The following is an 18,195-nucleotide window of genomic DNA, read 5'->3' on the forward strand; positions in this document are numbered from 1 at the left end:
GCGTCAGGACGGCTGCGGCGCGGGCAGATCCGGCGCGGGCAGTTCGGCGAGCGCCGCCGGCTGCCCGGCGCCCGGCACCGGGAGCCCGAGCAGCCGCCGCATCGCCCGCCGGGCGCGGTCGGCGGCGCTCCGGTCGCCGTACAGCCGGCGGGCGTGGTTGAGCGCGAGCACCTGGCCGGTCAGCTCGAAGACGGCCTGCTCGGGCTCCGTCCCGGCGGGCAGCTGTCCGGCGGCGACCGCCAGCTCGACCTGGTGGCGCACCTTCCGCTGCCAGAGCGCGTTGCGCGCCGCGACCGCCGAGCGGACCGGCCCGTGCTCCCGGTCGTCGAACTCGGCGGTCACCGTGGTGAAGAAGCAGCCGCCGGGCAGCAGGTCGCGCTCCAGGTAGGAGACCCAGGCCTCGCACTGGGCGAGCAGCAGCGGCAGGCCCGGGGCGGCCCCGGCGGCCTCCGAGCGGTGCACCACCTCGCGGAGGAACAGCGCGACCGCTTCGTCGACGACGGCCAGTTGCAGGCTCTCCTTGGTGCCGAAGTGGCCCAGGACGCCGGACTTGCTCATCGACAGGTCGGTGGCGAGCCGGCCGATGGTCAGGCCCTCCAGGCCTTCGACCGAGGCGAGGTCCAGGCTGCGGGCCAGGATCGAGGCGCGGGTCCGGCGGGTGTCGGCGACTGATCTTCTCGGGCTCACCGCGCCAGTGTAGCGAGTGTCGAGGGGTTTAGAGTCCGAACGGTCGGACGCTATAGTCCGGCGTGATGACGCCCCATCACCGACCCGTTCCCGAGGAGCAGCCATGCCGGGTTCCCGCATCGTCGCGCTGGGCCACCACCAGCCCGCGAAGGTCCTGACCAACCACGACCTCGCGGGGATGGTCGACACCAGCGACGAGTGGATCCGGCAGCGCACCGGCATCGTGGCCCGCCGCATCGCCGAGGACGAGACCGTCACCGACCTCGCCGCCTCCGCCGCCGCCAAGGCGCTGGCCGCCGCCGGACTGGACCCCGGGGAGATCGACCTGGTGGTGGTCGCGACCTGCACCGCGATGGACCGCTGTCCGAGCATCGGTACCCAGGTCGCCGGTCGGCTGGGCATCCCGGCGGCGGTCGGCTTCGACGTCAACAACGGCTGCGCCGGCTTCTGCACCGCGCTGGCCACCGCCGACCACGCCGTGCGGGCCGGCGCCGCCCGGTACGCGCTGGTCGTCGGCGCGGAGCGGATGAGCGACGTCACCGACTGGACGGACCGCTCCACCTGCGTCCTGCTCGGCGACGGCGCGGGCGCCGCCGTGCTCGGCCCGGACACCGCCGGCCGTCCGGGCGCCCACCGCCCGGGCGTCGGGCCGGTGGTCTGGGGCTCCGACCCGACCAGGGGCCACGCCGTCCGGCTGGACGACGGCTGGCGGCCGCACTTCCGCCAGGAGGGCCAGACCGTCTACCGCTGGGCGACCACCGCCATGGTCCCGATCGCCGAGGAGGCCTGCCGCCGGGCCGGCCTCACCCCCTCCGACCTCGGCGCGGTGGTCACCCACCAGGCCAATCTGCGGATCATCGAGGCCCTGGCGGACCGCCTCGGCGCGACCGGCGCCGTGGTGGCCCGCGACGTCGTCGAGTCCGGCAACACCTCGGCCGCCTCCGTCCCGCTCGCCCTCGCCAAGCTGGTCGAACGCGGCGAGGTGTTCAGCGGCGCTCCCGCCCTGCTGCTCGGCTTCGGCGGCGGCCTCTCCTGGGCCGGCCAGGTCGTCACCTGCCCCTGACACGTGCCGGCCCGGCGTGCGACCGGCGGTGGGGGCGCGGGCCCGGAGGATCCGCCCCGGGAGCGCGGCCGTCCGGCGTAGCCTTCACGCATGGCAGAGAGCAAGGTCCGGAAGACCGCGTCTGCGGGAGAGCCGGTGGGGAAGACGGTCGGGGCACCCAAGCCGGAGTCCCGGTTGGCGATGGTGCGGCGGGCGCGGAGGATCAACCGGGAGCTGGCGGAGCTGTACCCGTACGCGCACCCGGAGCTGGACTTCGACAACCCCTTCCAGCTGCTGGTGGCCACCGTGCTGTCGGCGCAGACCACCGACCTGCGGGTGAACCAGACGACGCCGGCGCTGTTCGCGAAGTACCCGTTGCCGGAGGACATGGCGGCGGCGAACCCGGCGGAGCTGGAGGAGATCATCCGGCCGACCGGCTTCTTCCGGAACAAGGCGAAGTCGCTGATCGGCCTGTCCATCGCGCTGCGCGACGACTTCGGCGGGGAGGTGCCCGGCCGGCTGGAGGACCTGGTGACCCTGCCCGGCGTCGGCCGCAAGACCGCCAACGTCGTCCTCGGCAACGCCTTCGGGGTCCCCGGGATCACCGTGGACACCCACTTCGGGCGGCTGGCCCGCCGGTTCGGGTGGACCGCCGAGGAGGACCCGGTGAAGGTCGAGGCGGCGGTCGCGGAGATCTTCCCGAAGTCCGAGTGGACGATGCTCTCGCACCGGGTGGTCTTCCACGGCCGGCGCATCTGCCACTCCCGGAAGCCGGCCTGCGGGGCCTGCCCGATCGCACCGCTCTGCCCCTCCTACGGGGAGGGCGAGACCGACCCGGAGAAGGCGGGGAAGCTGCTGAAGTACGAGCTGGGCGGCCACCCGGGCCAGCGGCTGCGGCCGCCCTCCGACTTCCCGGGCGAGGCCGGCGCCCGCGCCGACGCGGCCGCGCACCACGGCCAGGTCGCCGACCTGGCGGTGGCCGAGTGAGCGGGCGGGCGGTGCGGCAGGTCGAGCGGGACGGGCTGCCGGGCTGGCTGGAGCCGGTCCGGGAGGCCGCGGAGCGGGTGCTGCCCGAGCAGCTGAGCCGCTTCCTGCCGCCGCCCGAGGGCGGCCGGGCCGCCGCCGTGCTGATGCTGTTCGGCGAGGGCGCGTCCGGGCCGGACCTGCTGCTCATCGAACGGGCCCGCTCGCTGCGCTCGCACGCCGGGCAGCCGTCCTTCCCGGGCGGCGCGCTGGACCCGGAGGACGGCGACCCGGCGGGGCCCGGGCCGGTCGCGGCGGCGCTGCGCGAGGCCTGGGAGGAGACCGGACTGGAGCCGGAGGGCGTGCAGGTCTTCGCGACCCTGCCCGCGCTGTACATCCCGGTCAGCCGGTTCGTGGTGACGCCGGTGCTCGGCTGGTGGCGCGAGGAGTCACCGGTCCGTCCGGTGGACCTGGGGGAGACCGGCGCGGTGTTCCGGGTGCCGATCACGGAGCTGACCGACCCGGCCAACCGGGCCCGGCTGCGGCACCCGTCCGGCCACCTGGGCCCGGCCTTCGCGGTTGGCGGGCGGCTGGTCTGGGGCTTCACCGCCGGGGTGATCGACCGGGTGCTGCACCACAGCGGCCTGGAGCTGCCGTGGGACGCCGGCCGGATCGTCGACCTCTCGGACGAGGCCCTGGAACTCGTGCAGGGCGATCTGGAGCGCTCCCGCGCGGTGCTCGGCCGCGACGCCGGGGCGCTGTGAACCGCAGGGCGGCAGGCGGGCCACACCTCCTCGGGGGCCGCGGGACGGCGGACGGGGCGGGCCTGTGCGGAGTCCCGGCCGGATTCGGCGTTAGCCCGCCCGGGCGGACGGTCCGTCGTGGGAGGGTGTCCGGGTGAACGTCCTGGATGTGCTGTTGATCGCCGCCGCCCTCGGATTCGCCGTCTCGGGCTACCGGCAGGGCTTCGTGGTCGGGGTGCTGTCGGTCCTCGGCTTCCTGGGCGGCGGCCTGCTCGCCGTCCAACTGCTGCCGCTGCTGCTCGACCACCTCAGCCCCGGGACGACCGCCTCGGTGATCGCCGTGGTGGTGGTGATCGTGCTGGCGGCGACCGGCCAGGCGATCACCACCCACTTCGGCTGGAAGCTGCGCGGCCACATCGACCGCCGCCCGGCCCGGGCCCTGGACGCCGCGGGCGGCGCCGTGGTCAATGTGATCTCGATGCTGCTGGTGGCCTGGCTGATCGGCTCGGCGCTCGCCGGGACGTCCCTGCCGACGGTCTCCAAGCAGGTCCGCACCTCGTCCGTGCTGGGCGGCGTCCAGGACGCGCTGCCGGGCGACGCGCCCAACTGGTTCTCGGACTTCTCCAAGGTGCTCGCCCGCAACGGCTTCCCACAGGTGTTCAACCCCTTCGAGCACGAGCCGATCACCCAGGTCGACGTCCCCGACCCGGCGCTGGCCGGCAGTCCGGCGGTGGCGAAGGCGCGGCAGAGCCTGGTCAAGGTGGTCGGCACCGCCACCGCCTGCGGCAAGACGCTGGAGGGCAGCGGCTTCGTCTACGCCCCGCACCGGGTGATGACCAACGCCCACGTGGTCGGCGGCGTCGACGAGCCGACCGTGCAGGTCGGCGGCGTCGGCCAGCTGTACGACGCGACGGTGGTCAGCTACGACTGGCAGCGCGACATCGCCGTCCTCGACGTGCCGAAGCTGAACGCGCCGCCGCTCGCCTTCGCGGGCGAGGCGAAGACCAACGACAGCGCCATCGTCGCGGGCTTCCCCGAGAACGGCGCCTTCAACGTCCAGCCGGCCCGCATCCGCGGCCGGATCCAGGCCAACGGCCCGGACATCTACCACCGCGGCCAGGTCGTCCGGGACGTCTACTCGGTGCGCTCGCTGGTCCGCCAGGGCAACAGCGGCGGCCCGCTGCTCACGCCGGACGGCCAGGTGTACGGGATGGTGTTCGCCAAGTCGCTGGACAGCGCGGACACCGGGTACGTGCTGACCGCCGCCGAGGTGCGTCAGGACGCCGAGCAGGGGAGTGCCGCGACGGGGCGGGTGGACACCCAGGGCTGCGCGCTCTGAGTCCTGTGCGCTCTGAGTTCTGTGCGCTCTGGGCCCTGTGGGGTGGCCGCTCGCTGCGGGGTGACTTCCGTGCGGTGACTTCTGCGCCGTGACTTCTGTGCGGTGACTTCTGTGCCGTGACCGGCCGGGGCCCGCCCGGTGGCCGGAGGGTTCGTCGGGCGAGAGGGTGGGCGGGCCGGGCCGGGCCGGTGATGGGCGGAGGGCCGGGGACCGGTCAGGTGTCGCGGCGGAGCCGGGCGCCCACCCAGCGGGCGCGGCGGCCGAGGATGTGCGGGATCCCGAGCTGCCGCTGCGCCCCGCGCGGGTGGCCGCCGGCCCCGTCGAAACCACCGTCGTGGCGGCCGTCGAAGCCGGCGTCGTAGCCGCCGTCGCGGCCGGGGCCGTGGTCGTCCGCCCACTCGGGGCGGTGGGCGGAACGCTGCGTGCTGTTGCCGTTGCTGTGCTGTCGGCCGCGCGGGGCGCTGCCGCGATCGGGCATCCAGGTCATACCGCAATGGATGCCCCTGGGCCGACGGGGGTAACCGCCCGGCGGGGCATCAACGTGGCCTATGCGTTTGTCATATGAACGTCACATCAAGGGAGTTGGGACCTTCGGCCCCGTTCGCCCATCCGGGCGCCGGGACCCTGGACCCGTGCCCTTCCCCGGCCGAGGGCCGTTGGTCCTTCAGTCCTTGTGCCGGCCGATCCAGTCCAGCAGCTCGGCGGTGAACTGCTCCGGCGCCTCCTCGTGCGGGAAGTGCCCGACGCCCGGCAGCAGCCGCCAGCGGTACGGCGCGGCCACGTACTCGCCGCCGCCCAGCGCGGTGTGGGACAGCAGCACTGGGTCGGCCGCACCCTGGACGTGCAGGGTGGGTGCGGTGATCGGCTTCTTCATCCGGCGGGCGAACTGGATGCCGTCCGGCCGGGCCACCGAACGCAGCAGCCACCGGTAGGGCTCGATCGAGCAGTGCGCGGTGCTGGGGATCTGGATCGCCTGCCGGTACGCGGCCACCGCCGTGCGGTCCAGCTGGTTGCGGCCGGTCCAGGCGTCCAGGTAGCGGCCGACCAGCGCGGCGTCGTCGGCCACCAGGCGGCGCTCCGGTATCCACGGCCGCTGGAAGCCCAGCACGTGCTCGAAGGCGGCCAGCTGCTTGCGGTCGGTGAGCAGGGCCCGGCGGAGGTCGCGGGGGTGCGCGGCCGAGACCACGGTGAGGCTCTGGATCACGGAGGGGCGCATCACGGCCGCCACCCAGGCCAGCGTGCCGCCGGAGGCGTGGCCGACCAGGTGCGCGCGGTCCTCGCCGAGGGAGCGGATCACCCCGGTGATGTCCAGCGCGAGGTTGCCGGGGTCGTAGCCGCGCGGGGTGCGGTCACTGCCGCCGATGCCGCGCAGGTCCACGGCGACGGCCCGGTAGCCGGCCGCGGCCAGCGCGGTCAGCTGGTGGCGCCAGGCCCACCAGTACTCGGGCCAGCCGTGCACCAGCAGGACCAGCGGGCCCTCGCCGAGTTCGGCGATGTGGAACCGCGCGCCGTTGGCGGCGAGGTCGCGGTGGATCCACGGCCCGGCCTGCCGGACGTCCCAGGCGGCCGGGGGCGCGTCCTGGGCGTCGCCGGAGGCGGTGAGGCCGGAGCTGTCGGACGGCTGCGCGGGCACGTGCTTCTGGTCGAGCGACATACCGAGAGCGTGTCATATCCGCGCGCCGGACACGCGCCCGGCACTCGCACTCCGGCCGTTCCGGCCCGTCGCGTGCCGGGCGCGGGTGCCTGGCGCGTTCCTGGCGCGATCCCCGCGTGTGCCTGGCGCGATCCCCTCGCGTGCCCGGCGCAGTCCCCGGCGAGTCCCCGGCGCACCGGGCGGGCCTACGGGATGCGGCCCAGGGCGCGGTCGATCTCCTCCTTGGTGGCGGGACGCGGCCGCGCGTTCTTCAGCACGTCGGCGGTCTTCTGCGCACCCTCGATGGTCCGGACCGGCTTCTCGATCTTCTTGAACGAACGCAGCGCGAGCAGACCCAGCAGCACGGCCAGCAGCAGGTACGCGCCGGCCACGATCAGGAACGACCAGCCGAGCGACAGACCCAGCGCGTGGATGCCGAACGCGGCGGCCGCGCTCAGCATCGGGACGGCGGCCAGCGCGACCACGCCGGCCACGCCCAGCGAGACGCCGCCGGAGACGCCCCGCTTGACGTCGGCGCGGATCTCGGCCTTGGCGAGTGCGATCTCGTCGTGGACCAGGGCGGACAGGTCGGCGGTGGCCGCGGCGAACAACTGCCCCACCGAACGCTCGCCCTCATAGGGCGCCCGGCCGTTGCTGGACGGGTCTGCGGCTCCTGCGGGCATCAGCGGTTCTCCTCTTCGGTGGACTGTCGACAGTTCAGAATCATGCCCCTACCGGAGGAGCGGACACCACTCCGGGGCCCCGCCGGGGGGACGTGTTCCGGTGGGCGGCGGCTCAGCGCGCCCCGTCGCGGCCCTCGTCCGTCGGGCGTGTCGGCGTCGTGTCCGTGGGTGCCGCGGGTGGGGCGTCCGACCGGCGGGCCTCCGACCGGCGGGCCTGTTCGGCCATGCGGTGCTGCCAGGCCGGGTCGTCCAGCTGGTAGACGTCGGGGATGCCGTCGCCGTCGAGGTCGCGGTCCTCCTCCTCGCAGAGCGCGCGGTAGTGCCGGTTGCGCAGCTTGAGCAGCACGGTGGCGATCAGCGCGCAGATCAGCGAGCCCACCAGGACGGCCGCCTTGGCCCGGTCGGCGAGCGCCTGGTCGTCCGGGAAGGCCAGCTCGTCGATCAGCAGCGAGACGGTGAAGCCGATGCCGGCCAGGACCGAGACGGCGAACAGGTCGGCCCACTTGAGCTGCGGGTTCAGCTCGGCCCGGGTGAAGCGGGCGGTCAGCCAGGTGCCGCCGAAGACGCCCACGGTCTTGCCGACCAGCAGACCGACCATGATGCCGATCGGGGTGGCCTGGGTGAACACCTCGCGCAGCGCCGGACCGGAGATCGTCACCCCGGCCGCGAACAGGGCGAAGACCGGCACCGCCAGCCCGGCCGAGAGCGGACGGACCAGGTGCTCGATGTGCTCGCCGGGGGAGTGCTCCTCGTCGCCCTCCCGGTGGCAGCGGAGCATCAGGCCCATGGCGACGCCCGCCACGGTGGTGTGCACGCCGCTCTCGTGCATCAGCGCCCAGATCACGAAGGCGAGCGGAACGAACAGGTACCAGCCGTGCACCCCGCGCCGGTGCAGGAACCAGAACAGCACCAGCCCGGCGAAGGCCAGCCCGAGCGCCCAGAACTTGATGCCGGAGCTGTAGAAGACCGCGATGATCAGGATCGCGATCAGGTCGTCCACCACCGCGAGGGTGAGCAGGAAGGCACGCAGCGCGGAGGGCAGGTGGCTGCCGACCACGGCGAGCACACCGAGTGCGAAGGCGATGTCGGTGGCGGTCGGGACGGCCCAGCCGGCCGGGTGTCCGCCCGGGCCCGCGTTGATGAGGGCGTACAGGACGGCGGGCAGCACGACACCGCAGACGGCGGCTATGACGGGCAGCATCGCGGCGCTGGGGCTGCGCAGCTCGCCCGCCACGAACTCGCGCTTGAGCTCGATGCCGGCCACGAAGAAGAAGATGGTCAGCAGACCGTCCTTGGCCCAGGTGCCCAGGGTGAGGTCGAGGTGGAGCGGGCCGGAGGGGCCGACGGTGTGGTTCAGGACGGACTGGTAGGCGTCCGGCCAGGCGTTGGCCCAGATCAGCGCGACGACCGCGGCGACGAGCAACAGGATGCCGCCGACCGTCTCGGTGCGCAGGGCGTCCAGGACGAAGGTGCGCTCGGGGAGGGGCAGCCTGCCGAGGAACTGGCGGCGTTGGGGCATCGGCTCGTGGACGGGCGGCTGGCTGGCCACGCGCGGCCTCCTGGGGGCGAGGGAACGGTGTGTGGATGCACCGGTGGTGCATTGCCGACCAGACTTCCCGGCTCGCCCTGTGACGCGGATCTTGATGCGCCTTTGACATTGTAGCGTGACGGCAGAACGACATCCGGATTGTCCTACTTCAAGGAAGTAAGCCCTCGCGGCCCGTTGTGCACGGCGGCGGCCCCCGGATGCGACAGGGGCCGGACGCGGCGGTGCCCGGGTGCTGCGGTGCCCGGGTGCTGCGGTGCCCGCGTGCTGCGGTGCCCGCGTGCTGCGGTGCCCGGACACGGCGGTGCCCCGGGCGGTCACGACCACCCGGGGCACCGTCATGTGCGCCTCTTGGGCGCCTCACGCACACCTCATGGCGTGGGTCAGCTCTCGCTGCCCGCCGCCGGCAGCTGGGCCTGGATGAGGTTCATCACCGTCGAGTCGGCCAGCGTGGTGGTGTCGCCGACCTCGCGGCCCTCGGCGATGTCGCGCAGCAGACGGCGCATGATCTTGCCGGAGCGGGTCTTCGGCAGCTCGCCGACCACCTTGATCTGCTTCGGCTTGGCGATCGGGCCGAGCGTGCGGCCGACGTGCGCCCGCAGCTCCTCGACCAGCTCGGGGCTGTCGGTGGCGTTGCCGCGCAGGATCACGAAGGCGACGATCGCCTGGCCGGTGGTGGCGTCGGTGGCGCCGACCACGGCGGACTCGGCCACCGACGGGTGCCCGACCAGCGCCGACTCGACCTCGGTGGTCGAGATGTTGTGGCCGGAGACCAGCATGACGTCGTCGACTCGGCCGAGCAGCCAGATGTCGCCGTCCTCGTCCTTCTTGGCGCCGTCGCCGGCGAAGTAGCGGCCCTCGAAGCGCGACCAGTAGGTGTCGATGTAGCGCTGGTCGTCGCCCCAGATGGTGCGCAGCATGGACGGCCACGGCTCGGTGAGCACCAGGTAGCCGCCGGAGCCGTTCGGGACCTCGGCGGCGTTGTCGTCGACCACGGTGGCCGCGATGCCCGGCAGCGCGCGCTGGGCCGAGCCCGGCTTGGTCTCGGTGACGCCCGGCAGCGGGCTGATCATGATCGCGCCGGTCTCGGTCTGCCACCAGGTGTCCACGATCGGGGCCTTGCCGGCGCCGATGTGCTCGCGGTACCAGATCCACGCCTCGGGGTTGATCGGCTCGCCGACGCTGCCCAGCACCCGCAGCGAGGACAGGTCGAACTTCGCGGGGATGTCGTCGCCCCACTTCATGAAGGTGCGGATCGCGGTGGGCGCGGTGTAGAGGATGGTCACGCCGTACTTCTGGACGACCTCCCAGAAGCGGCCCTGGTGCGGGGTGTCCGGGGTGCCCTCGTAGATGACCTGGGTGGCGCCGTTGGAGAGCGGGCCGTAGACGATGTACGAGTGGCCGGTGACCCAGCCGATGTCGGCGGTGCACCAGTAGACGTCGCTCTCCGGCTTGAGGTCGAAGACGGCGTGGTGGGTGTAGCTGGCCTGGGTGAGGTAGCCGCCCGAGGTGTGCAGGATGCCCTTGGGCTTCCCGGTGGTGCCCGAGGTGTAGAGGATGAAGAGCGGGTGCTCGGCGTCGTGCGCCTCGGGGGTGTGCTCGGTGGACTGGCGCCCGGTGGCCTCGTGCCACCAGACGTCGCGGCCCTCGGTCCAGGCGATCTCCTGGCCGGTGCGGCGTACGACCAGGACGTGCTCGACGCCGTCGGCCTTGGTCAGCGCCTCGTCGATGGCCGGCTTGAGCGCGGACGGCTTGCCGCGCCGGTAGCCGCCGTCGGCGGTGATGACCAGCTTGGCCTGGGCGTCCTGGATGCGGGAGGCCACGGCGTCGGCGGAGAAGCCGCCGAAGACCACCGAGTGGGTGGCGCCGATCCGGGCGCAGGCGAGCATCGCGACGACCGCCTCGGCGATCATCGGCAGGTAGATCGCGACCCGGTCGCCCTTGACGACACCGAGCTCCAGCAGCGCGTTGGCGGCCTGCGAGACCTCGTCCTTGAGCTGAGCGTAGGTGATCGAGCGGCTGTCGCCGGGCTCGCCCTCGAAGTGGATGGCGACGCGGTCGCCGTTGCCGGCCTCGACGTGCCGGTCGACGCAGTTGTAGGCCACGTTGAGCGTGCCGTCGGCGAACCACTTGGCGAACGGCGGGTTGGACCAGTCGAGGGTCTGGGTGGGCTCGACGGCCCAGCTGAGGCGGCGGGCCTGCTCGGCCCAGAATCCGAGGCGGTCCTCGGAGGCCTGAGCGTACGCGGCCGCGGTGACGTTGGCGGCTGCGGCGAGCTCTGCCGGCGGGGCGAAGCGCCGCTCCTCCTTGAGCAGGTTGGCCAGGCTCTCGTTGCTCAACGCGCACTCCTCATGAGTCATGATCGGGGTCGTTTCCCGTGCGTGGGGATTGTCCCGTGTGTCCCAGCGCACAGCTCACCAGGCGAAGAGGTCAGTTGACAAGAGGCTCCGGGTAATTGGTGTAGACCTTTGACCGGGCGTCGAACGACCGCCCGAGGTCGGCGGCGCCCCGGGGCGGTGCGGAAAGGTGGGCCCGCGTCCTTGGCCCGCCCGGCGGGACGCGGGCCCGGCTCTCAGGCGGCCAGGCCGGGACCTCCTCCGCCCCGGGCTGAATCGGCGGCGGTACCGGTGGCCGGGACCTGTTCGAATTCATTCACACGCCCGGGCGTGTCGGGTTCCTGCCGCAGGGCGGAGGCCCGCTGCGCCCGTGCCGGTGCGCCCGCCGGTGCGCCTGCCCGTGTTCCTGCCGCCACCGGCGCCGGTGCGGTGGTCGGCGTCGCGGCCTCGACCGGACCGAACCGGCCGTTCTCCCGGTCGAGCACGTAGGCCTGCGCGGTGGCGAAGTCGAAGTACATGCCGACCAGCCGCAGGGTCCCCTCGGTCACCCGCCGCTCCACCGCCGGGTTGGCCATCAGCTGGTCCAGTTGCTGGACCACGTTGGTGATGCAGAGCTGCTCGGTCAGGTCGACCGCCGGACGGTCGGCGAACTCCGCCGGGATCCTGCGCAGCCGGTCCAGCGAGCCGCGGCCGTTGCGCAGCCAGCGGGCCAGCGGCGTGGGCCGGCCGGGCTGCTCGTGCACGCCGTCCAGCAGGGCCTTCATCGCCCCGCAGCCCGAGTGCCCGCAGATGGTGATCGACCGCACCTCCAGTACCTCGACCGCGTACTGCACCGCGGCCGCCACCGAGTCGTCGGCCGCGCCCGGTTCGTGCGGCGCCGGCACCAGGTTGCCGACGTTGCGCACGGTGAAGAGATCGCCCGGACCGCTGTTGGTGATCATGCTGGTGACCATCCGGGAGTCGGCGCAGGTCAGGAAGAGCTGCGACGGCGTCTGCCCCTCCCGGGCGAGCCGGGCGAGTTCGGGCCGCACCAGCGGGGCGGTGTGCAGCTGGAACACCCGTACCCCGTCCAGCAGCCGGCCGTGCGGGTCCTCCTGCTGCTCGATGCAGTGGTGGCCGACCCAGGGCGTCCAGGCGCGGCAGCGGTGCGGGCCGGGGGAACTGCCGGCGCGGACGGTGCCGTCCGGGTCGAGCACCTCGTCGTCCTGGCGGCGCGTCACCATCGACACCCGCCCGCCGTCCGCCTGATGGCCGGTGCGCCAGCTGTGCACGGTCTCGAAGGCGGCGTGGTCCAGGAAGGAGCCGTCGTGGACGAGGGTGACCTCGGCTCCGGCCGGGATGCCCGCCAGCGCCCGGCTCAGCCGGGGCACCGCGGTGAAGGTGAGCGGGCCGTGCGTCTCCACGGTGAACGAGCCGTCGGAGCCGGCCAGGACGTCCACATGGGCGCGGGTCAGCCGGTAGAGCGCGAGCAGGACGGCCGTCCCCGCGCCCAGAGCCACCCCCGGCAGGACGCCGAGCAGCACCACGGCGACCACGGTGGTCAGGTAGACGGGGAACTCGCGGTGCCGGTGCACCTTGCGGATGTGCGCGAAGCTCACCATCTGCAGGCCGACCACCAGCACCAGGGCGGCGAGCGCGGCGAGCGGGATCCTGCGCAGGCCGCCGGCCAGGGCCAGCGCGGCCGCCAGCACCCACACGCCGTGCAGCACCGAGGACCGGCGGCTCTGCGCCCCGGCCCGGACGTTGGCCGTGCTGCGCACCGCGCCGCCGGCGATCGGCAGCCCGCCGACCAGTCCGCTGACCAGGTTGGCGAGGCCCTGGCCGCGCAGCTCGCGGTCGAGGTCCCCGGTGCGGCGCGACATCCGGTCGACCGCGACGGCGGAGAGCAGCGACTCGACGCTCGCCACGGCGGTGACGGTCAGGACGGCGCCCAGGACGGCGAGCGGCGCGCCGTGCGGCAGGTCGGGGGCGAGGCCGTGCGGCTGCCAGGCGGGCAGTTCGACCCGGGCGATCCGCAGGTCCAGCGCGACGGCGAGCACGGTGGCGGCGGCGACGGCTGCGAGCGGGCCGGGGACCTTGGCCAGCCGGGCACCGAACTCCCCGTACCGGCCGGGGAGCCGCTCCAGCCGGGGCCAGCCGAGCAGCACGCCGACGGTGACCGCGCCGACGGCCAGGGCCGCGGGGTGAGGGGTCGCCAACTGTCCGGGCAGGGCGAGCAGGTTGGCCAGTGCCGAGCTCTGCGGCGAACCGCCGAGGACGACGTGCAGCTGGGCGATGGCGATGGCGAGGCCGACCCCGGCCAGCATGCCGTGCACGATGGCGGGCGAGACGGCCAGCGCGGTGCGGGCCACCCGGCGCACCCCGAGCAGGAGTTGGAGCAGGCCGGCGGCGAGGGTGATGGCGCACGTGGCCTGCCATCCGTACTGGGCGATGAGCCCGGCGGTGATCACGGTGAGTGCGGCGGAGGGGCCGCTGACCTGCAGCGGGGTTCCTCCGAGCAGGCCGACCACGATGCCGCCGACGGCCGCCGCGGCCAGCCCGGCGGTGAGCGGGGCGCCGGTGGCCAGGGCGATGCCGAGGGAGAACGGCACGGCGATCAGGAACACCACCAGGGAGGCCGAGAGGTCCCGTGTCCAGTCGGCGCGGGGACGTCGGCCCGGTGGTGCGTGGTCGGTGGTGTCGGAGGCGATGGGGGCGCTGGAGATGTCGAGGGTCATGGGTCTTCCCGTCTGTCCGGGGAAACGAACGCAGTCAGGTCCGGCGGTGAGTCCGGGCGTGGGCTCGGTGAAGCGGATCGGCTGTCGTGGGTCGCGACGGTGTGGCGGGATGGCGCGGTCGGGCCGGGAGTGCGGGGTGTCACCGGCCGGGCTTCGGTCCATCGGGCGCCCGGCGGTCGCTCGGCGGGGCGCTGGGAGGAGCCAGGCCACGGCGAGGGACACCGGGACGGAAGCGGAACATCAAGACTCGGTAAACCGAGGGTAATGAGAGCTTTGCACAGCGTCATTCGAAGCGACAGTGAATAACGGCCGGATTCACCCCATTGGGTGGTGGTCGAACGGACGGGAATCTGCTGGTGGCGGGCCTGTCGGGAGCGGCTCCGGCCGGGGACGCGCGCGGGCCGCGGTCCCCGTGCGGGGACCGCGGCCCGTGGGTGGCGCGGCGGGGCTCCGGCTCAGACGGCCGCGCCGGCGGCGGTGGGTGCGCCGGCCGGCGCGGACTCGCCGCCGAGCACGAAGTCCGGGTCGACCTGGGCGGCGAGGTCCGTGCCGACCTTGGCGTTGGCCCAGCTCTCGGCGTTGCGCAGGTGGAAGAGGACGGCCTGCTCGGTGTACCGGTGCGGGTCGCGCAGCTCGTACGCGGCGTCGGCCGCGGCGCGCAGCTCGTCCAGCACGGCGCGGTTGGCGGGTTCGAGGGCGCGCAAGGGTGGCTGCGCGCCCTGCTCCAGCCGGCGCACCCAGTCGGACTGGCCGAAGGCCGTCAGCAGGTCCTCGCCGACCTCCCGACGGAGGAAGTCCAGGTCGTCCGGGCCCTGCACCTTGTTGCCGACGACCCGCAGCCGCACGCCGAAATCGCGCGCGTAGTCCCGGTACTGGCGGTACACCGAGACGCCCTTGCGGGTGGGCTCGGCGATCAGGAAGGTGAGGTCGAAACGGGTGAACAGGCCCGAGGCGAAGGAGTCGGAACCGGCGGTCATGTCGGTCACCACGTACTCCTCCCGGCCGTCGACCAGGTGGTTGAGCAGCAGTTCGACCGCGCCGACCTTGGAGTGGTAGCAGGCGACACCGAGGTCCTCCTCGGTGAACGCGCCGGTCGCCAGCAGTCGCACCGAGCCCTCGTCGAGCGCGACCGGGCGGGCGCAGGCCGTGTAGACCGGGTTCTCCTCGACGATCCGCAGCAGCCGCGAGCCCCGGCCCGGCGGGGTGGTCTTGATCATCTCCTCGGCGGAGCGGATCAGCGGGTTGCCGCCGCGCAGGTACTCCTTGATCTCGGGCAGGTGGGCTCCGAGCGCGGGCAGCGCGGCGGCCTGGTCGTCCGTCAGGCCGAGCGCGGGGCCGAGGTGCTGGTTGATGTCGGCGTCGACGGCGAGGACCGGTCGGCCCGCGGCGGCCAGGTGGCGGATGAACAGCGCGGACAGCGTCGTCTTGCCGCTGCCGCCCTTGCCGACGAAGGCGATCTTCATCTGTGGGACTCCGGCTCTCGCTCCTGGGGCCCGCCGCGGTCGCGGCTGCGCCCCGCGGCGGGGTCGACGATTTCCCTAGAGTTGGAAATCGTTATCGTCTTCGACAGTGGTCATGCTATCGGGGTTCGGGCTCGCGGGCCGACGGGAAGTGAGGATTGCCTCTAACGGGTGATGTGAGGTTGCTGTTCCGGCCGGGGCGCCCGGGTCATTACTCTCGGGTAGGTGAGCACTGGAACAGATCCCCTCGCCCCGCTGGCCCAGCTCCCCGGAGTGCCGGACGCGGTGGCCGAGGTGCGCAAGGCCGTCGACCGCCTCTACGGCCACCGGGTGATGCGCCGCCGCGCGGCCGAGGTCACCTCCGAGTCCGCCCTGCGCGGCGCCCGCGCCTCGGCGGCGCTGGCCGGGGCCGACTGGCCGCTGGAGGAGGTCCGGCGGCGCAGCGACTTCGGCGCGGACCCCGAGGCCCGCACGGTGGGCGCCGCACTGCGGGTCGCGGCCGAGGCGGGCCAGCTGCTGAGCATCTGGCGGCACTCGCCGCTCCAGGTGCTGGCCAGGCTGCACCTGCTGGCGGTCGGTGACGCCGACCCCGCGGCGGGCCGCCCGCGGCAGGGCGGCGAGGGCGCCGACGAACCGTTCCCGCTGGCGCTGAGGCCGGCGGAGGGGGTCGCGGCGGACCACGGCCCGGCGGCCGAGGTGGCCGGCACGCCGGCGGACGGGCCGGTGCCGGCACTGCCGGCGGCGCCCGGTCCGGAGGAGGTCGCCGCCCGGCTCGACCAGCTCTCCCGGCTGCTGGTGGCCCGCGCGGAGGGCCAGGGCGTCGGGACGCCCGCCCTGGTGGTCGCCTCGGTGGTGCACGGCGAGCTGCTGGCGCTGCGGCCCTTCGGCGCGTACAACGGCCTGATCGCCCGGGCCGCCCAGCGGATCGTGCTGATCGCCGAGGGGCTCGACCCGAAGTCGATCTGCCCGGCCGAGGTCGGCCTCGTGGAGCTGGGGACGGACGCCTACCGGCGGGCGCTGGCCGGCTACCTGGCGGGGACGCCGGAGGGGCTGGCGGCCTGGATCGGCCACTGCGGCCGGGCGCTGCGGCTCGGGGTGCGGGAGAGCACGGCGGTCTGCGAGGCGATGCAGCGCGGCATGGTCTGAGCGCCCGGGCCGGCCGCCCGGCTCCGGCGCCGACTGCCGGGCCCCGACAGCGAGATGCGGCGGCACCTGATCCTGCCAGGTGCCGCCGCTGGCACAGATGCCGGGTGACCATGCATGCACCGGAAGTGCCGATCAGACGGGGATCCTGCCCGTTCGTCTGGTCCGGCGGCCCGACAGCGGGTCGGCTGCATGTGGGTGCTCGGTCATCTGTACGGCGGTCCGTGGGGCCTGAACTGCGTTGTCGGTTTGACCTCTTCGGTCCTGACCGGGTCTCGCGGGCCGTGCTTCATTTGTATCGCGTTTCGGGCGAAAGGGGAACCCGAAAAGTCCCGTCCTCGGCTTTTGACCGTTTTGTCCAACGCTCCCCGGTCAGGCCGCCGGGCGGCGGCGCCGGGCCGCGTACCAGATGACCCCCGCCGTCAGCGCGGCCGTGCCGACCGCCACCGCCGTCAGCACCGAGCGGCTCGGCGCCGAGAATTCCGGGAGCCGGCGCCGGAGTTCCACCGGCTTGTCGAAGACCAGCACCGGCCACTCGCGGGCCACCGCCTCCTTGCGCAGCGCGCGGTCCGGGTTGACCGCCGAGGGGTGGCCGACCGCCTCCAGCAGCGGCAGGTCCGTCGACGAGTCGCTGTAGGCGTAGCACTCGGTCAGGTCGTAGCCCTCGACCTCGGCCAACTCCCGGATCGCCGCGGCCTTGTTCTCGGCGTAGGCGTAGTACTCGATCTCGCCGGTGTAGCAGCCGTCCTCGATCTTCAGCCTGGTCGCGATCACGTGGTCCGCGCCGAGCAGCGCGCCGATCGGCTCGACCACCTCGGAGCCGGAGCTGCTGACGATGACCACGTCGCGGCCGGCCGCGTGGTGCTGCTCGATGAGCGAGGCGGCCTCGTCGTAGATGATCGGGTCGATCAGGTTGTGCAGGGTCTCGGCGACGATCTCGCGGACCTGCTGCACGTTCCAGCCCCGGGTCAGCGAGGAGAGGTACTCCCGCATCTTCTCCATCTGGTCGTGGTCCGCGCCGCCCACCAGGAAGACGAACTGGGCGTACGCACTTCGCAGGACGGCCCGACGGTTGATCAGGCCGCCCTGGTAGAACGGTCGGCTGAACGCGAGGGCGCTCGACTTGGCGATGATCGTCTTGTCGAGGTCGAAGAAGGCGGCGGTGCGCGGTCCGGCCGGGTGCGGCCGGACGGCGGGCGGGCGGGCTCCGGCCGGGGCGGAGCCGGCGGTTCCGGGGTGCGCGCCGGTCACGGTCGTCCCCTCGGGCCCGGGTGTCCCGTCGGTCCCGGCGGCTGCGGCGGTGGAGTCCGGGGACTCGTCGGCGTGCTCGTCGGCGTTCTCGGTGGTGTCCACGGGAACCGAGGATAGAGGGCGCCGCAAAACAGCCCGCCATTCGGCGTACTCGTGGGCGTGCGGGTTTGTGTTTCTGGCCGCTCGGGTACACCATGGAAGTCACGGATCGTTCGCGACCGTGCTAACCCGGTCCGGCTCCTCCCCCCCGAGTCGGGCCGTGGATAGACGACCCCCGCTCTCCCCCCCGGCGGGGGTCGTCGCACGTCCGGGGCCATTTTCAGGGCTTGAACGGCCCGTCGCGGGGATCCGCGGGTCGGCCCCGGGGGGCGTCTACAGGGGGTGTCGACGGGTGGGGGCGTTTCCCCGTTTTCGTCACTCTCCGTAGAGGGTCCGTAGGGCATTGCTGTCGGCCGACCCCTGTCCCCGCGGCTTCGGGAATGGGCCCGGACCTGCCCCGCGGAGTGCGCGGTCCGCGCCGCGCTATCCGGCCGCGCCGGTATGCCGGTTCATCTCCGTGAGCCCGTTTCGTCAATTCTTTGTCCAATAGCCCCCCGTGTGGGTGAACGTTTTCGTCCACAGCCCCCGAGTTGTCCACAGGCATTCGGAAGCA

The 18,195-nt window shown here is 73.6% G+C and carries 14 protein-coding genes; 5 read left to right on the plus strand and 9 right to left on the minus strand.

The window, feature by feature from the left end; all coding sequences use genetic code 11:
• Positions 1–3: 3 nt before the first annotated feature.
• Positions 4–687: a TetR/AcrR family transcriptional regulator gene (locus ACFC0B_RS18840; protein WP_376086930.1), complete on the minus strand. Its 684-nt coding sequence runs from the start codon at positions 685–687 to the stop codon at positions 4–6.
• Between the two features lie 103 nt (positions 688–790).
• Here ACFC0B_RS18840 and ACFC0B_RS18845 point away from each other — a divergent pair, with 103 nt between their 5' ends.
• The 4 genes from ACFC0B_RS18845 (at position 791) to ACFC0B_RS18860 (ending at position 4,774) form a co-directional block, all read left to right on the plus strand.
• The gene (locus ACFC0B_RS18845) at positions 791–1,750 is read left to right on the plus strand and encodes a beta-ketoacyl-ACP synthase III (RefSeq protein ID WP_376086931.1); all 960 of its coding nucleotides are present in this window, start codon (positions 791–793) and stop codon (positions 1,748–1,750) included.
• A gap of 90 nt (positions 1,751–1,840) precedes the next feature.
• Positions 1,841–2,716 carry an endonuclease III gene (gene nth / locus ACFC0B_RS18850; protein ID WP_376086932.1) on the plus strand — a complete coding sequence of 292 codons (876 nt, stop codon included), beginning with the start codon at positions 1,841–1,843 and terminating at the stop codon, positions 2,714–2,716.
• The gene (locus ACFC0B_RS18855; protein ID WP_376086933.1) at positions 2,713–3,456 is read left to right on the plus strand and encodes an NUDIX hydrolase; all 744 of its coding nucleotides are present in this window, start codon (positions 2,713–2,715) and stop codon (positions 3,454–3,456) included. The genes nth and ACFC0B_RS18855 overlap by 4 nt, the downstream gene beginning before the upstream one ends.
• 133 nt (positions 3,457–3,589) lie before the next feature.
• On the plus strand, positions 3,590–4,774 hold the full coding sequence (locus ACFC0B_RS18860) for a MarP family serine protease (protein ID WP_376086934.1): 1,185 nt from the start codon (positions 3,590–3,592) through the stop codon (positions 4,772–4,774).
• A 214-nt stretch (positions 4,775–4,988) separates the two neighbouring features.
• Here ACFC0B_RS18860 and ACFC0B_RS18865 read toward each other — a convergent pair whose 3' ends face one another.
• From ACFC0B_RS18865 to ACFC0B_RS18895, 7 genes are all read right to left on the minus strand, one after another.
• Positions 4,989–5,261 carry a hypothetical protein gene (locus ACFC0B_RS18865; protein WP_376086935.1) on the minus strand — a complete coding sequence of 91 codons (273 nt, stop codon included), beginning with the start codon at positions 5,259–5,261 and terminating at the stop codon, positions 4,989–4,991.
• A 177-nt stretch (positions 5,262–5,438) separates the two neighbouring features.
• Positions 5,439–6,428: an alpha/beta fold hydrolase gene (locus ACFC0B_RS18870; protein ID WP_376086936.1), complete on the minus strand. Its 990-nt coding sequence runs from the start codon at positions 6,426–6,428 to the stop codon at positions 5,439–5,441.
• Positions 6,429–6,613: 185 nt separating this feature from the next.
• The gene (locus tag ACFC0B_RS18875) at positions 6,614–7,090 is read right to left on the minus strand and encodes a phage holin family protein (RefSeq protein WP_350558600.1); all 477 of its coding nucleotides are present in this window, start codon (positions 7,088–7,090) and stop codon (positions 6,614–6,616) included.
• A 112-nt stretch (positions 7,091–7,202) separates the two neighbouring features.
• Positions 7,203–8,609 (minus strand): Na+/H+ antiporter NhaA, encoded by a 1,407-nt coding sequence (gene nhaA / locus ACFC0B_RS18880; protein WP_376086972.1) that lies wholly within the window; start codon positions 8,607–8,609, stop codon positions 7,203–7,205.
• A gap of 410 nt (positions 8,610–9,019) precedes the next feature.
• Positions 9,020–10,996 carry an acetate--CoA ligase gene (gene acs, locus ACFC0B_RS18885; RefSeq protein WP_376086937.1) on the minus strand — a complete coding sequence of 659 codons (1,977 nt, stop codon included), beginning with the start codon at positions 10,994–10,996 and terminating at the stop codon, positions 9,020–9,022.
• Positions 10,997–11,208: 212 nt separating this feature from the next.
• Complete coding sequence (locus ACFC0B_RS18890; RefSeq protein ID WP_376086938.1) at positions 11,209–13,689, minus strand: SulP family inorganic anion transporter; 2,481 nt, start codon at positions 13,687–13,689, stop codon at positions 11,209–11,211.
• Between the two features lie 455 nt (positions 13,690–14,144).
• Positions 14,145–15,152, minus strand: coding sequence for an ATP-binding protein (locus ACFC0B_RS18895; RefSeq protein WP_376086939.1), 1,008 nt, complete (start codon positions 15,150–15,152; stop codon positions 14,145–14,147).
• A 222-nt stretch (positions 15,153–15,374) separates the two neighbouring features.
• Here ACFC0B_RS18895 and ACFC0B_RS18900 point away from each other — a divergent pair, with 222 nt between their 5' ends.
• Positions 15,375–16,295, plus strand: coding sequence for an oxidoreductase (locus tag ACFC0B_RS18900; protein WP_376086940.1), 921 nt, complete (start codon positions 15,375–15,377; stop codon positions 16,293–16,295).
• 369 nt (positions 16,296–16,664) lie between these two features.
• Here the strand turns inward: ACFC0B_RS18900 and ACFC0B_RS18905 are convergent, their stop codons facing one another.
• Entirely contained in the window at positions 16,665–17,645 is a 981-nt protein-coding gene (locus ACFC0B_RS18905) for an HAD-IB family hydrolase (protein WP_376086941.1), read from the minus strand.
• Positions 17,646–18,195 lie beyond the last annotated feature (550 nt).

The organism is Kitasatospora sp. NPDC056184 (assembly GCF_042268405.1).
GTDB lineage: Bacteria > Actinomycetota > Actinomycetes > Streptomycetales > Streptomycetaceae > Kitasatospora.